We start from the raw sequence: 13,904 nt of genomic DNA on the forward strand, positions 1-13,904 counted from the left end.
GGAGGTTTAAAATGGCTTATAAAAATACTTCATACGCCAATCGAGGAGCGGCTTTTGAACGTTTAATTATTATGGTAAACAATAAGTACCGCAATTCAAAGGTAGCGGATATACGTAAAGTACCTACACCTATACAAATTACTAAAGATAATGGACGTTTTGTCGAAGGGCGGAAAGAAAGAGCAGAATGGGTCGATTTTGCCGGAGTATATAATGGCCGATCTGTTGCCTTCGATGCGAAGGAAATAAGTAATGCTAGTTTCCCACTTAAAAATTTATCTAATCACCAATACGAACTACTAGAATCATGGCTTAAAAATAACGCATTTTCGTTTCTCCTTGTGAGTTTTCGTAAATATAACAAAACATATCTTCTGCCTTTTGAGGTGCTACAAATGAACTGGGAAGCGGCTAAAAAAGGCAGACGAAAATCAATACCATACAAGACTTTTGAAAATGAGTGTATTGAAGTTAAGTCGAAGGACGGTTATACGCTACATTATCTAGATGCGTTGGAGGTATGACGCATGAAGTTCGCAAGGAAAATAGGAAACGACGAGCGATATTCTACAAGGAGGAGCAATACTATGATTTTCATTAAGCCGGACTACATTGAAGTATTTGTTGCAAACTGGAAAAATGATAATTTCCAAGATGAGGTCCTAATTCATACAATCTCCAGCGATTACAAGGTTCAGATACATGCACCTATAGATTTATTCTTTCATTCACGAAATAGAGTAATAATTCGCGGTTGTCGTAACGATGGCGAATGGGTGTTTAAAAACTATTTGTCCATGAGAACTAAAAAACAAGAATATGCAGGATGGCCGCCAATTCTTACAGTATCAGATTTTGAAAAAACTATCCAAACGCTGATAAATCGAGAATCGGCCAAAATTCAAGCTTTTAAAGATGATCCGAAAAGATTTTCGTTTTACAAAGACTATGTTTCATCATGACTTTAGAGGTTGTGATGATATTGAGGTAAACATATTGCATAGAACATGTTGATCATGCGTGCATTGGTTGTTAGCTTTAGGATGCAATAAAGACGATGTAAACAGTTTTATACCAACGGAACATAACTACACTTGCTGTAATTGGGATTCAGAAGGTACTAAAGGTACCTTAACAAATTTTAAAGCTAACTGATAGTGATAGGTGGAGGGACAATGAGCTTTCGAAAGATGATGAATAAAATCTTTGAAAGATTTTGTACAGGAGGTAGAAAGAGATGCAAGTTAAATTAGAAAACTCTTTTGTTATTAGAACAGATGATAAGGCATATGAGCAAGCTTTAATCGAGTTTCTATCCAATCATTGTGACAACAAAAAAGTTAATGCTGCTTATTTCAATCTAAACAAGGTTGGAGCCGAGAAAGTAATGGCGATAGTGCAAGAAGATTAATCACACAGCGTATTAGATAGATTTTGTTCAGTAAAAAAGATGGGATTTCCCATCTATGTATACTACTTATCTAGCTTGTTGGATATATTTCTTAGAATTTCGTTTTGTTCCTCCTGCAAGCTGTTTTGTTTTTCCTGCAAGTTAATGAATTTAATCAAAAACCAAATCAAAAATATAAAAAATAATATTACAAGCATTATTCTAATAAACCCCTTTTTGTGTGATTATACCATAAATATAAAATGATTAAGAAAAAGGGGGAATGACAATCTTGTCAGAAAGAAATTGTTCATCAAGTAGGTGGTGGGTTTTTTGAAAGTAAAACAGATGGAAATTGATTTGCTTGTAGACTGGGCAGTTAATCGCTATGGTTCAATCTTATATTACCTTAAAAATAATTGGTTGCAGCTAGATGGTTACGAATTGTTCCTTAAACAAATGAAAGAGATACATTATACCAGTCAACATGGTCATTACAGTGATTACATCGACGTTTCGTTCAATCATTTTCGAGATCATAAAGTGCATTTTAAAGTAAATCATTATTTTAAAAGTGAAAAGATAATTACTTACGAAAGATTTTCTAAAGCTGTTTGGGAGTATTTAATGAAACAGGATAGATTTGAACAATTAACGCTTTTTTAAAGCACGTGTGAAAGATTTTGTGTAGTAACGAAAGGGGAAAATAGGATGAATTATTTTGAATTTGTAGATCCATATTATGCATTAATAAAAGTAAACGATGGTGACGAAGCAGTGCAGGAATACATCGATGTTGTAGCAGGGGAACAAGATGATTTTGAAAGTTTATTAGAAGAATCTAAGTTAGTACCTGAATATTACGTAGCTGCACGTTATAGCCGTTGTATAGGTGAAGATGGGAAAATGTTAGATTTAGATAAAGTTTTAGAAGATTTAAAGTGTGATGAAAAACAAGTGTTAATCATTGACGGTTCATTACTTTGATTTTTAGGAAATCTGTCAAACTTGCTGACCATTTTACTAATAAAGGGTCACCTAAGTTGGTAGCGACCCTAAAAAAAGGCCGCGATGGTCAACCAGCACCACAGCCTAAATAAGTGCGTGCGATACACTCAACCTTAATGTGTGCAAATTGATGTTACCTATACATTAAAAAAGCCGCAGCGTGATCAGACGCTTCAGCTCAGAATTGATTATGCCCTTTGAGGTTTCTCAAAAGTATTATATCACACCATAGGAGGGCAAACCTATGTTAAAAGAAAGAACACTAACAATTACACCAAATGCTTTAGATTCAATGATTACAGACTACCACTGGATGGTTAATGCTATCAAAGAAATGCGAGCAGAGATGGTTATTGGGGCAAAAACGGCACAGTATGGTATCGAGGCTACATTACCGAAAGCAGTAGGTGGTGTGGGGGATCCTATCCAATTAGAGTTGAATAGACGTTTTAAGCAATCAAGAAGAATTATGGATTATGAGTATAAGATTTTTGAAGTTCAACACAGAGTGGACAAAGTTGTGAATAGTCGTGATGCTGAAATATTATTTTGGCTATTGGAGGGTAAGTCAATGAGGTGGATAGGTAGACATATGAATTTGAGTCATACTAATATTCAATTGATTCGTAAAAATATAATAAATATTATGATCAGGTAAAATTTTAGAAAGGCACTTATAATATAGTGAGTGCCTTTAATTATGTATTTTTTTATAATTAATTAATTCTGCATTTGTTTTAAGTTGTTTTTTATTTCTAATTCAATCTCTTGTATATAGATAATATTATCTTTAGTAATCTCGTTTGGATAGGTCCTATAAGTAATTTTTTCTTTTGGAATATAGATACTATAAGTAGCGAAGTTAGATGTTTCGAGAAAACTAAAAAGAAAAGATATGACCGCGAAAATTAAAGGGATTGAATAAGTTGAACTTACAGGGTGTAATATTAAAACAGAAAAATATTCAATGTGTTCTATAGGGTCAGTAATGAAATTGGGTCTATCAGGCGGATCACCCTCAAAACTTTTTATCAGAAATAAAATTCTTAGTTGTCGAGAGTACTCCTAATAATACTAAACTTGAATTACTAAAAAAATTTTTAATTTTTATCAGAGATAGTTTTGATATGTAATAACTACGAAAGAAATATTCAAAGAAATATTCAAAGAAATATTCAAAGAAATATCTGTGTGTAACATACGTTAAAATGGATGGAATCAGAAAGACAGCTATGACTGGACTCACTTTATTCACTGTATCACCAAACTTACTTATGTAAATTTCAATAGTTATTATAGTCCAAAATAGTATAAATAATGATACTGAAATAAAAATAGTAAAAATAAAAAAACTTATGAACAAACTGCATTTCTTCTTTTGTCATAAATAACTCTTTTTTTGTCATAAATAACTCCTTTCATAATGTTATTTTATAACATAAAATATTTTTTTCCAAACTTGCCATTCTTTCTACATTAGGTTAGATAAAAATAATTATGTAAAATCGGAGGTAGGGAATTCAGTCAAACTATGTAACAAGTGCACGGAATTGCACTATAAATAAAAACACAATTCGCTTTACAAATATAACGTGGTGCAACTCTACCACGATTTCGCAAGTGAGCTAACTCGATAATTAAATCCGCCGCAGTAGATGAGCCTTACACCTAGCACGGTAAGGCTTTTTATTATGTAGAAATTTGTTCCAATTTATCACCTCTCAGATTAAGATAGAGTGGGAGGTTCAAATATGATAAAAAATTTTAGATTATTATATGATATTAAAAAAATTAATAACCATTTTAAAGATGTCTTGAAACTTGATATCTATGATTATGCCAAAATGGAAGCTTATGTGGAAGAAAACATGGATAATTTTACTGCTGATGAGTTGTCAATTATTTTAAAAACAATCACTGAAAATAAAGATAATTTTAACAGCATTAGAAGTTTTTTTGTTAGCTCATTAGCTAACTTATTAGCCATAGTTGCATTCTTTATAGCAGCATTTGTGACTTTTTATGCTGCGTTAGCAACATTTCTTTTAAATGCAGGAGACAAATTAATTGTTAATAGAATTGAGTTTACATTTAACTTGTTGGTCGGAGTAGCAATTATTTATCTTTTAGGGTTTACATACTATTTTTTTAAGAAGACCCGTGAATTTAAAAATATTGTTAAATTACAGGAAGCTATAAAAATTTTAATAGCTATAATAAAATCGAAATGAACATCCTTCGGGATGTTTTTCTTTTGCTTTGAAAACTGCATCAAACAGCCAAAACACTTTGTGATGAGAGGGCAGAGTTTGGTGTGGTTTTGAGAGTAGAATTTGTAGAAAATTGTTCCAATTTACTGCCTCACAATATATGATTAAGGGGGAGGTATTTGTTTTGAAAAAAGGTACAATGCAAATTATTTTTTACTCATTATTGATATTAAACATGTTGTTAATTTTTTGGGGTATATTTTCTCATTTTTTCAGTGTAAAGGATTACACAATCATAGCAGGTATCATTGCCTTTGTTGGCGCAATTATAGGTGGTTCAATTACGCTAATTGGAGTTAAGCAAACTATTGAAGCTAATAATAAAGTAGAAAAACATAAGAAATTAAATGATCAATTAATGTTTTTGCTACCATTACAAAGGGAAATAGAAGAAATTAGGGATTATATTTATGAAGAATATGATATGAATCATACATCTCTAAAAGAAATACTTGAAAACGTACGAAAAAGTTTGAACACAAAAAATAATTTATACGAATATGCTCAAAAAGGAAACTTAGATGCGTACTTTGCTTTGATAGAAATAAAGGAATTATTCGATTATATTGCTTTTGAAATTCATCATTCAGGCAAGTATCAAGAATTAACATTTAATGAGGTTTGTGAATTAATGCAGAATAATATCAATAATTTTCTAAAACTAGTAAGAATAGATATAAATTTAAAGCAAATTGAATTATATAACAAGTAACATCCTTTGGGATGTTTTTGTTTTGCCCTGAAAAGTGAGTATCGAGCAGAGTTTTCCCCCTTGATTCGTTGGTACTTGCTTTTGAGAGAGAAATTTGTAGAAAACTGTTCCAATTAACAACCTCTAGGATTATTATTATAATACTATGGTAAGTTTTGGGTATATAGTATGTAAATATATAATGGAGGTATCATATGGACGGAAATGATTTGATAGTTTTAATGGATGATTCGACAAAACAAGCATTCAAAACTAAAGAAGATGAAGAGCGTTTTTTAAAAAGCATAATGGATGATCCTTTAATACAAGAAATTTTATTCCCATCAAGCTTTTCCTATGAATTAAGCGAAAAATTATTTTTAGATTTATGGGATAAATTTGGCAGGAGAGAATATTTGACAGATCCTTTAGAAATCACGGAATTTTTAAATGAATTAATCGAATTAAGTACTGGATATGTAATTTTGGATCAATTTTCTTTAGCCAATTATGATCATATTAGTAAAGTTGAATATGAGAAGCCTTATACTAAAATATTTTGGAAAGATAATGATGAAATAAGAAAAAAGTTTTTAGAAGGTAGTTTAGATGAATTTGAAAAGCGAGTTTGGACAGAATTGGGTTCTCTTACTTATAGCTATACCATGTCACATATCCAAAAAGTAAAATTCCTTTTAGAAGAACAACATTTATATGTATTATTTCAGTCTTGTCTAATACCGGCTAAACGTGCAGAATCAACTTTGATAAAATCTAATGATGAAATTATTGAAAAATGTAAAAATAATTCAGAGTTTCTTCAAAAATATATCTTTTGGGAAGGTGGAAAAGACGAATGTAAAAAACATGTGTGCTTCGTTAATAACCTACCATACTATTCATTTTTAATTCAACCTAAAGAAGGTAGTAAAAAGCCTATTGATTCTAAACGAATATTGATGGTAGAAAATCTTAATGAGATACACGGCCGAATGAAAAAAGTCAAAGTTCTATTGAACGGAGCAGACGAATATGATTATGATTTTATATCTTCACAAGGAAATACAATCCGAAGAATATTGGAATATGCGTTGAAGCTTTATTGTTTGTATAATGAGATTTCGACAAAAAAAGCTATTGATGAAAAGTATGGGCATGTGATGTTAGGAGATTTGAAAAAAATAATAGAAAATAACTCTAAATCTATTAGTATAAATCAAGAAATTATAAACATCTCCAATTCGTTATCTCATGACTCTGGGGACGCATATAGTAAAGAAGAGGTAATTCAATTCTGGAAAGATTCAAATGTACTTTTAGATCAGTTAATCGATACATTTCAAATATAAAGTTAAAGTAATTATAAATCACGTCTATTTGGCGTAATTTTTTTGCAGGTGGTGTTATGGAATATGACTAGCGCAGTAGATCCAAAACGTAATAAATCCTATGAATTCTAAAAGCTAAAATGGTGATATTAAATTAAAGGATGTTGCCGAATAATTAGGTGTAGCTGAGGGTAAAGTCAGAGGATGGAAAAATAAAATCCTTGGAGTCCCTTGTAGGCGTGTTTCTAAAAACAAGTATAGGAGGCTACGAAAATGGTAGTCTCTTTTTATAATGAAAACACATTTCATTTATACTATGATGTAGGTAGAATGGAGGTGTTATATATAGCTGAGAAAGTAGCAACTATTAAATTGATAGACGGTAGTGAACATGAAACGGTTTTCGAAAGAGATATAACAGATCCGAAAAGTTTTATTGAAAGTAGTATTCTTAACAATAGACTTATCAGAGTGATAAATCCCCAAAAAAGTGAATCACTTGATGAAGAGTACATCGTTAGCAAAAATATTATTGCCTTCCGTATATCTGGAAGGTAGTTAAAAATTATATGTATGAAGTCACATCTAACAAGATGTGGCTTTTTATTTTGCTTTGAAAACTGGATAACAGCTAAACAAATATTCGGAGGTAATTCAATGACATCTATTTACCGTTTGGAAGATTTCGATACTATAGGGATTATAGTAGGGTGGAGGTTAGTGTAGTTTTGAAGTTGGATTTGTAGAAAATTGTTCCAATATAATGCCTCTGGGATTATGATTGATTTGGAGGTGAAAGAAAGATGGAATCAAAACAAATTGAGAAAAAAACTCCCTATATTAAAGTTTTTATCTATTCAGCATTAATAACATTTAGTTTACTTTTTATTATCTTATTTATTATTCCAATTACATTGAATATTTGGCTGATTGAAACTATAGGGAATAATGATAGTAGTTTAGCTGGAAGTTGGATAAGTTTTTGGGGGAGTTTTTTAGGTGGAATAGTGGGTATGGTAGCAGTAGTATTAACTACATATGCTTTAATTAGAAATCAAAACAAACAACATTTCGAACTACTGGCGGAACAAAAAAATAGTATTGATGAAGCTGCAGAATTAAATGACAAAAAAACAAGAGAAAGAGAACATAAAATATTTTTATTAAATAAAAATGAAGAATTGGTTGTGTTAATAACCAATATGACAAAATTGATTAAGTTAAGAAATGAAATATTTCGAAAAATTAATAATACTGGACAAGAAATATCAAATCTTACTCAGCAACAAAAGACTCTTAGAGATAATCATATAGTTCATGGCAAAGAAGAGTCGGCGCATGAAACTATTTTAAGTTTAATCAAAGATTTAAAGTCGAGTACATTTCGAGAAAGTGAATTATTAGCTGAAATCGAAATTGAAATTAGTAAAGTTAGAATATTATATTCTCATTTGGATTATGAAATTAATGAAATTGAAATAATTAACGCTTTATTAAAGGAAAATAGCTACAATATGAATGATTTAATTAATAAAAGTGAATTTGGTGATAATTATCAACAAAAAATAGTAGAATTTGATCAAGAGTTAACAGAAATATTAAATGAAATTTCAAACAAGCATGTAGAAAATATAAAATTATTATTCGAAGCTTATAAAAAATAGTGTCCTTTAAGGGGGCACTATTTTTACTTTACTTGCAACTAGCATAAATGGGGTGATGCCATTAGACATCGTTGTGACTATTCCTAAGAGTGAATACGAAAATGATGACAGAGAAACTGTTGTTTTTCAGCAAGGTGGTTATGAACAGTTTTTGGCGGCTGTCCAGATGACCTAATAACCTAAATATCGGTGATAGAGTGTATTTTGTGAAGAATCGACGGATTGAATCATCTATGAGGGTTATGTGAATTGAAGAAAAGGCAACCGCTTCATGTGATGAAACTAATCGCATGAAGCGGTTGCCTAATTCTTATGGACCATTTACTACAAGAGTATATTCCGATTAATAAAGGATTTCAGGGTTTCCACTATGGGTGGTAGAAGGAGAAAGGAAAAATTTACTTTGGAAATGTATCTCTTCTCAATATATCAATTTCATTGCTAATTTGTTTAGCTCTTTCTACATTAACGGGGTTTAAAGAAGGATAAGAAGATGGGTACATCATTTTCCTTCTTTTACGTTTTGTTATAATTTTCGTTCTTTCTAAGGCCAACAATATTATAGTCATCATACTAAAGAGTATGGGTATAGTGTACATATAATTTATAGGTTGGATAGATGTGTTGAAAAAATCTAATAATTGTGTGAAAAACCAATTGTAATCCTCATTAGTATCTCCTTTAGGAGAATAAAATTTTTCTATTGTATTTACCAGTATGGTTGTGAAAACACTAATATGAGCTAATAAATCTTTCATTTTTGAAAGTTCATTTTTATTTATATATTGATTATAAAAAATAATTATAGAAATTATGTATGTACTTGGAATAGTTAAGATAGGTGGTATTAAAAATACAAAAATTGTTCCTAGTAAAGTTGTTGGATAATCACCAAGATATTTTGTATGAATAGAAACACAAGTGCCAAAATAGATCAGAAAGAAAAGTATACAAACAAAGAACGAGACAGAAAAAAAAGTCATTTTACTCAATTTTGTTTTTTTTATATCCTTATAAAGCATTTTGATGACCTCTTTCAAGTAATAATTATATTACTATTATATATAGAAATATAATTATAGAAAGTTTTTACAGGAAAAAATAAAAAATAGATTATTGTGGAGGTAGTGTTTATGAGATATGGCTAGAGTAAGAAATCCAAAACGTAATGAAGCCTTTGAACTGTATAAAGCTGCAAACGGTGATACTAAATTAAAGGATATTGCCGAGCAATTAGGTGTAGCAGAGGGTACAGTCAGAGGTTGGAAGAATAAAGATCGTTGGGATGATAGATTAGAAGAATCGAACGGAACGTTCCAAAAGAAAGAGACCAACAATTCGGAACGTTCCATTAAAAAGAAACCGAGACGAAGTAAATCCAAATCAGAAGTGGAAACAAAGGCAACTGTACAGTTTGAAATCGTACCTAGTGACGGTCTCAACAGCCAACAGTTGCTTTTTTGTATGTACTATACAAAGTACTGGAATGCCACAAAAGCATACCAAAAAGTGTATGGTTGCGACTATGCTTCTGCAATGTCCAACGGCAGTCGTTTGCTAAGTAATGATAAGGTGAGAGACGAAATCGACAGGCTCAAAGCTGAGCTCGCAAATGGCATTATGCTAGATGCTCGAACCGTACTTCAAAGGTACATCGACATTGCTTTTGCTGATATTACAGATTTTGTTGATTTTGGTACACGAACATATACCAGTAGAGAGTATGCTGGAGAGGATGATGAAGGTAAGTCGGTATTTAAGGAAGAAACACATGAATATTCGTTTGTAGGTTTAAAAGGAGCGCATGAAGTAGATGGCACAATAATTACCGAAGTGAAGAAAGGCAAAGACGGTGTAAGTGTCAAACTTGCCGACAAAATGGCTGCACTTGCTATGCTAACAAAATACACAGATTTGTTAGATGAAAACGTGCGTAAACAATTACGGAATGAGCAAGCGAAATTGAACATCGATAAGACAAAGGTAGAGATTGAAAATATCAAAGGGAGTAACAAAAATCAAAGTGCCGAAGATTGGGTGGCTGCACTTGGTAAGGTTGCTGAAAAACGCAAGGTGAAAGCCCATGAGTAACAAGCCTTACAATGTACTAGTTGACCTTATAGGTGTTTACTGGGATGATCCAGTGGCTTTTGCAGAGGATATATTAGAGTTTTACCCTGACGAGTGGCAACAAAATGTCTTAAACGATTTAGCACAAAATCCTTTTGTAAGTGTCCGCTCCGGTCAAGGGGTAGGGAAAACAGGGTTAGAAGCGGTAACGGTCATTTGGTATCTTTGCTGTCGTCCAAATCCGAAAGTGATATGTACCGCTCCAACCAGGCAACAGCTAAATGATGTATTATGGGCTGAGATTGCAAAATGGCTTGAGGGTACACTGGTTAAAAGCTTTCTTAAATGGACCAAAACTAAGGTCTACATGATGGGTAATGAGGAACGTTGGTTTGCAACTGCTCGGACAGCTACTAAGCCTGAAAATATGCAAGGTTTCCACGAGGATTACATGCTGTTTGTGGTTGATGAAGCGTCAGGAGTAGCGGATAACATTATGGAGGCTATTCTTGGTACGCTTTCAGGTGCTGAAAACAAATTATTGATGTGTGGGAACCCGACTCGAACGAGTGGGGTTTTTTATGATTCTAATCATCGTGACAGGGCTGATTACAAAACACATAAAGTATCGAGCTCTGATTCTTCCAGAGCAAGTAAAGATAACATTGAGCGCCTTATTCGTAAGTATGGCCAGGACAGTGATGTTGTTCGTGTTCGTGTCTTCGGTGAGTTTCCAAAGTCTGAACCTGATACATTTATTCATCTTGAAAAAGTAGAAGCGGCAGCAATGCGAGAAGTCTATTTTAATGATGATGGTATCCGAGTAATTCCTGAATCCGCTCCACTTGAAATAGGTGTAGACGTTGCTAGGTTTGGGGATGATGAAACGGTTATTGTGCCTCGTATCGGTAACTACGTTCCTGTTATTAAAACATATTCAAAACAGGATACAATGCCAACAGCTGGTAAGGCCATAAAGCTTGCTAAAGAACTAATGCTCCAATATGGGCGACCATCTTGTGTTATCAAAGTCGATGATGATGGTGTCGGTGGTGGTGTGACTGACCGATTGCGCGAGGTTGTGAGAGAACAAGGTTTACACATCACTGTCATTGACTGTCATAACGGTGGAAAAGCAATTGAAGCGGAGCATTATGATAATTGGGGTACAGAGGCGTGGGCAACTATACGTGATTTACTTCACGATGGTGACATTCAAATTCCAAATGATGATGATTTAGTCGGCCAGTTATCTACACGAAAGTATGAAGTAACTTCGAAAGGTAAGATCCGACTTGAAAGTAAGAAAGAAATGAAAAAGCGCGGTTTACGATCACCTGACCGAGCAGATGCTCTTGTATTAGCATTTGCTAAGACAGGTCAAGAACCAATGAACGACGATGTTGCAGCATTATTGAGAGGAGGGAGAGTATATGGCTAAATGGTTGAACAAAGCAGTAGGTGAAATGTCAAAGCTACGTGATAACATAATGGGCCGCTTTGGTATTTCTACTGGATCAGCAGGAAATGGATATAAGCTAGATAGTAGTCGGGTTGATTATGAAATGGCAAAAAAACTTTATTACAACACACACGACGACTACAAGTTGGGTGCAGGGTTTGCAAAGTCCATTATCAACAATACAGTAAGTTTTATGGGTGTGCCGGAATTTAAAATTGTTGATAAAGAAGCTCAAGAAATATTAGAAGCTTTCTTCAAAAATAACATTTCAAACATACAGCGAACTGAACGGGATTCTTTACGTGATGGTGATTGTTTCGTTTGGATTACTCGAGAAGAAGAAGAGGATACAGCGCTTTACCCAGAACAACCTATTAGACTGGTTTATAACATTATCCCTCCTGGACAGGTAAAAGATATTATTCGCCATCCTTTAACCGGTGCAATAAATGAATACCGACTTGTTCCCTCTCATGAGTGGGAGGATGAACGAGGCGACAAGAAAAAAGCAACTATCACACAACGTATCCAAAAGGGGGAACGTATTATCGAAGTAGATGGAGATGCTCCTCCAGGCGTGAAATCCGAAACAATCCCGCTTCCTTGGGACTTCATTCCGATAATACACTTCAAAAATGAAGGGGACGAAGGATTGTTTGGACAATCGGATATAGAGCCGATTGAGCCTTTTTTAAAGGCTTATCATGATGTTATGTTACATGCTATGCAAGGCTCCAAAATGCACAGTACGCCTCGTCTGAAACTTAAAATTAAGGAAGTTACAACTTTTTTAAAGAATAATTTCGGTATTACAGACCCAGCTAAATTTGCTAAAGATGGCGGTACTATAAATTTAGACGGACATGAAATGCTATTACTTGCTCCGGATGATGAAGCTGAGTTTATAGAAGTTAAATCAGCAATCGGAGATGCTAAAGAACTTCTTAAATTCCTTTTCTACTGTATCGTTGATACATCCGAAACACCTGAGTTTGTGTTCGGTGTGCATACACCGTCTAGTCTTTCTTCCGTTAAAGAACAAATGCCAATCCTTATCCGCTCCATTGAGCGTAAACGTGAGCATTTTGCAGACAGCTGGAAGCGGCTTGCGCGAATAGTCTTAGCAATGACTGCACAATCAGAAAACATTGCTTTTGAGACCTATGCAACTGAATTGAAGTGGACGAATATTGATCCTCGTACATCAAAAGAAATCAGTGAAGAATTGCTCAATGTTGTGAATGCATTGAAAGCGGCACTTGAGGTTAATGTTATTTCTGATGAATCAGCAGTTAATTTCCTATCTAAATTTGTTGACACAATGTACAAATATGAGGAAGAAGATGGCAGAGGAGAAAAGGAACGCATCCTCAAATCGTTGATTGCCAAGACTAAAATGCCTGATTCTGCTGAGCTTGAAAACGAGTTGCTGGAAATAATTAAACAGATCGGTAACGATGCAGCATGAATGAGTTCGAAAAGCTAAAACTTGAATCGCGAAAATTAATCATAGAGCGCGTGCTAAAGCAAGATGCTGAGGTACGTGCTATTGTTTTGCGCTCGTTAGATAGATTGATTGAGAAAATTAGGCAGCTAGAAGCGGAAGGGCGTTATTATACTATACCTGAATTAATTGACAGTATTATAGTTGAAAATGCTGTAATCACTGAAAAAGAGTTAAAAGCGGTGCTTTCTACTTCTGCTATTGTCGGAGTAAATGCCGGTATGCACGAATCACGAGAAATCACATTGAGATTGTTAAACAAAGCGAATATAGATGTTAAACCAATTATTAGCTCGTTTTTTCGTATTAGTGAGCAAGCTGTTGACGAGATGGAACGACGACGTATTAAAGGACTTAAATTGTCGGAGCGGATATGGGGTCATAGCAAGCTGATATGCTCCCTATTAAGTAGACAGATTAAAAAATAAAATCTGTTTATCTAAGGGGAGTATTTTTTATGGGGCGAAGCAAACATCCACTCGAGTTAAAACTACATATCCTTCAATTGTTCGAAGAA

Annotated in this window: 16 protein-coding genes; 15 read left to right on the forward strand and 1 reads right to left on the reverse strand. The window is 33.5% G+C overall.

The window, feature by feature from the left end; genetic code table 11:
* The first annotated feature begins 11 nt into the window (after window positions 1-11).
* The 11 genes from ACVYAD_RS11725 to ACVYAD_RS11775 all read left to right on the forward strand — a co-directional run bounded on the left by ACVYAD_RS11725 (window position 12) and on the right by ACVYAD_RS11775 (window position 8,351).
* Window positions 12-524, forward strand: a complete 513-nt coding sequence (locus ACVYAD_RS11725; RefSeq protein ID WP_476426573.1) for a Holliday junction resolvase RecU — start codon at window positions 12-14, stop codon at window positions 522-524.
* Window positions 525-587: 63 nt separating this feature from the next.
* Entirely contained in the window at window positions 588-962 is a 375-nt protein-coding gene (locus ACVYAD_RS11730; RefSeq protein WP_476426574.1) for a hypothetical protein, read from the forward strand.
* Between the two features lie 275 nt (window positions 963-1,237).
* On the forward strand, window positions 1,238-1,411 hold the full coding sequence (locus ACVYAD_RS11735; RefSeq protein WP_476426575.1) for a hypothetical protein: 174 nt from the start codon (window positions 1,238-1,240) through the stop codon (window positions 1,409-1,411).
* A 312-nt stretch (window positions 1,412-1,723) separates the two neighbouring features.
* Window positions 1,724-2,056 carry a hypothetical protein gene (locus tag ACVYAD_RS11740; RefSeq protein ID WP_476426576.1) on the forward strand — a complete coding sequence of 111 codons (333 nt, stop codon included), beginning with the start codon at window positions 1,724-1,726 and terminating at the stop codon, window positions 2,054-2,056.
* Window positions 2,057-2,101: 45 nt separating this feature from the next.
* The gene (locus tag ACVYAD_RS11745) at window positions 2,102-2,377 is read left to right on the forward strand and encodes a hypothetical protein (protein ID WP_476426577.1); all 276 of its coding nucleotides are present in this window, start codon (window positions 2,102-2,104) and stop codon (window positions 2,375-2,377) included.
* 265 nt (window positions 2,378-2,642) lie between these two features.
* Entirely contained in the window at window positions 2,643-3,056 is a 414-nt protein-coding gene (locus tag ACVYAD_RS11750; protein WP_476426578.1) for a hypothetical protein, read from the forward strand.
* A 1,093-nt stretch (window positions 3,057-4,149) separates the two neighbouring features.
* Entirely contained in the window at window positions 4,150-4,629 is a 480-nt protein-coding gene (locus tag ACVYAD_RS11755; protein WP_476426579.1) for a hypothetical protein, read from the forward strand.
* Window positions 4,630-4,792: 163 nt separating this feature from the next.
* Window positions 4,793-5,380: a hypothetical protein gene (locus tag ACVYAD_RS11760; protein WP_476426580.1), complete on the forward strand. Its 588-nt coding sequence runs from the start codon at window positions 4,793-4,795 to the stop codon at window positions 5,378-5,380.
* A gap of 194 nt (window positions 5,381-5,574) precedes the next feature.
* The gene (locus ACVYAD_RS11765) at window positions 5,575-6,708 is read left to right on the forward strand and encodes a hypothetical protein (RefSeq protein WP_476426581.1); all 1,134 of its coding nucleotides are present in this window, start codon (window positions 5,575-5,577) and stop codon (window positions 6,706-6,708) included.
* Between the two features lie 252 nt (window positions 6,709-6,960).
* Window positions 6,961-7,245: a hypothetical protein gene (locus ACVYAD_RS11770; protein WP_476426582.1), complete on the forward strand. Its 285-nt coding sequence runs from the start codon at window positions 6,961-6,963 to the stop codon at window positions 7,243-7,245.
* Window positions 7,246-7,490: 245 nt separating this feature from the next.
* Entirely contained in the window at window positions 7,491-8,351 is an 861-nt protein-coding gene (locus tag ACVYAD_RS11775) for a hypothetical protein (protein WP_476426583.1), read from the forward strand.
* 398 nt (window positions 8,352-8,749) lie between these two features.
* Here ACVYAD_RS11775 and ACVYAD_RS11780 read toward each other — a convergent pair whose 3' ends face one another.
* A complete protein-coding gene (locus ACVYAD_RS11780) occupies window positions 8,750-9,373 on the reverse strand; it encodes a hypothetical protein (protein ID WP_476426584.1) in 624 nt (207 codons plus the stop codon).
* Between the two features lie 118 nt (window positions 9,374-9,491).
* Between ACVYAD_RS11780 and ACVYAD_RS11785 the strand changes: the two genes are divergently transcribed.
* Genes ACVYAD_RS11785 through ACVYAD_RS11800 form a run of 4 tightly spaced genes read left to right on the forward strand, consistent with a single transcriptional unit; the run spans window position 9,492 to window position 13,815 of the window.
* Window positions 9,492-10,442, forward strand: coding sequence for a terminase small subunit (locus ACVYAD_RS11785; RefSeq protein ID WP_476426585.1), 951 nt, complete (start codon window positions 9,492-9,494; stop codon window positions 10,440-10,442).
* On the forward strand, window positions 10,435-11,862 hold the full coding sequence (locus ACVYAD_RS11790) for an AAA family ATPase (RefSeq protein ID WP_476426586.1): 1,428 nt from the start codon (window positions 10,435-10,437) through the stop codon (window positions 11,860-11,862). The genes ACVYAD_RS11785 and ACVYAD_RS11790 overlap by 8 nt, the downstream gene beginning before the upstream one ends.
* Window positions 11,855-13,351, forward strand: a complete 1,497-nt coding sequence (locus ACVYAD_RS11795) for a phage portal protein (RefSeq protein ID WP_476426587.1) — start codon at window positions 11,855-11,857, stop codon at window positions 13,349-13,351. The genes ACVYAD_RS11790 and ACVYAD_RS11795 overlap by 8 nt, the downstream gene beginning before the upstream one ends.
* Window positions 13,348-13,815 carry a hypothetical protein gene (locus ACVYAD_RS11800; RefSeq protein ID WP_476426588.1) on the forward strand — a complete coding sequence of 156 codons (468 nt, stop codon included), beginning with the start codon at window positions 13,348-13,350 and terminating at the stop codon, window positions 13,813-13,815. The genes ACVYAD_RS11795 and ACVYAD_RS11800 overlap by 4 nt, the downstream gene beginning before the upstream one ends.
* Window positions 13,816-13,904 lie beyond the last annotated feature (89 nt).

It is taken from the genome of Lysinibacillus sp. G1-3 (assembly GCF_056322905.1).

Excerpts from the sequence above, each read along its gene's own strand:
- ACVYAD_RS11790 (WP_476426586.1), top strand. The coding sequence starts at position 10,435 with ATGAGTAACAAGCCTTACAATGTACTAGTTGACCTTATAGGTGTTTAC.
- ACVYAD_RS11770 (WP_476426582.1), top strand. The coding sequence starts at position 6,961 with ATGGTAGTCTCTTTTTATAATGAAAACACATTTCATTTATACTATGAT.
- ACVYAD_RS11755 (WP_476426579.1), top strand. The coding sequence starts at position 4,150 with ATGATAAAAAATTTTAGATTATTATATGATATTAAAAAAATTAATAAC.
- ACVYAD_RS11725 (WP_476426573.1), top strand. The coding sequence starts at position 12 with ATGGCTTATAAAAATACTTCATACGCCAATCGAGGAGCGGCTTTTGAA.
- ACVYAD_RS11775 (WP_476426583.1), top strand. The coding sequence starts at position 7,491 with ATGGAATCAAAACAAATTGAGAAAAAAACTCCCTATATTAAAGTTTTT.
- ACVYAD_RS11745 (WP_476426577.1), top strand. The coding sequence starts at position 2,102 with ATGAATTATTTTGAATTTGTAGATCCATATTATGCATTAATAAAAGTA.
- ACVYAD_RS11785 (WP_476426585.1), top strand. The coding sequence starts at position 9,492 with ATGGCTAGAGTAAGAAATCCAAAACGTAATGAAGCCTTTGAACTGTAT.
- ACVYAD_RS11730 (WP_476426574.1), top strand. The coding sequence starts at position 588 with ATGATTTTCATTAAGCCGGACTACATTGAAGTATTTGTTGCAAACTGG.
- ACVYAD_RS11765 (WP_476426581.1), top strand. The coding sequence starts at position 5,575 with ATGGACGGAAATGATTTGATAGTTTTAATGGATGATTCGACAAAACAA.
- ACVYAD_RS11795 (WP_476426587.1), top strand. The coding sequence starts at position 11,855 with ATGGCTAAATGGTTGAACAAAGCAGTAGGTGAAATGTCAAAGCTACGT.
- ACVYAD_RS11750 (WP_476426578.1), top strand. The coding sequence starts at position 2,643 with ATGTTAAAAGAAAGAACACTAACAATTACACCAAATGCTTTAGATTCA.
- ACVYAD_RS11780 (WP_476426584.1), bottom strand. The coding sequence starts at position 9,373 with ATGCTTTATAAGGATATAAAAAAAACAAAATTGAGTAAAATGACTTTT.
- ACVYAD_RS11800 (WP_476426588.1), top strand. The coding sequence starts at position 13,348 with ATGAATGAGTTCGAAAAGCTAAAACTTGAATCGCGAAAATTAATCATA.
- ACVYAD_RS11735 (WP_476426575.1), top strand. The coding sequence starts at position 1,238 with ATGCAAGTTAAATTAGAAAACTCTTTTGTTATTAGAACAGATGATAAG.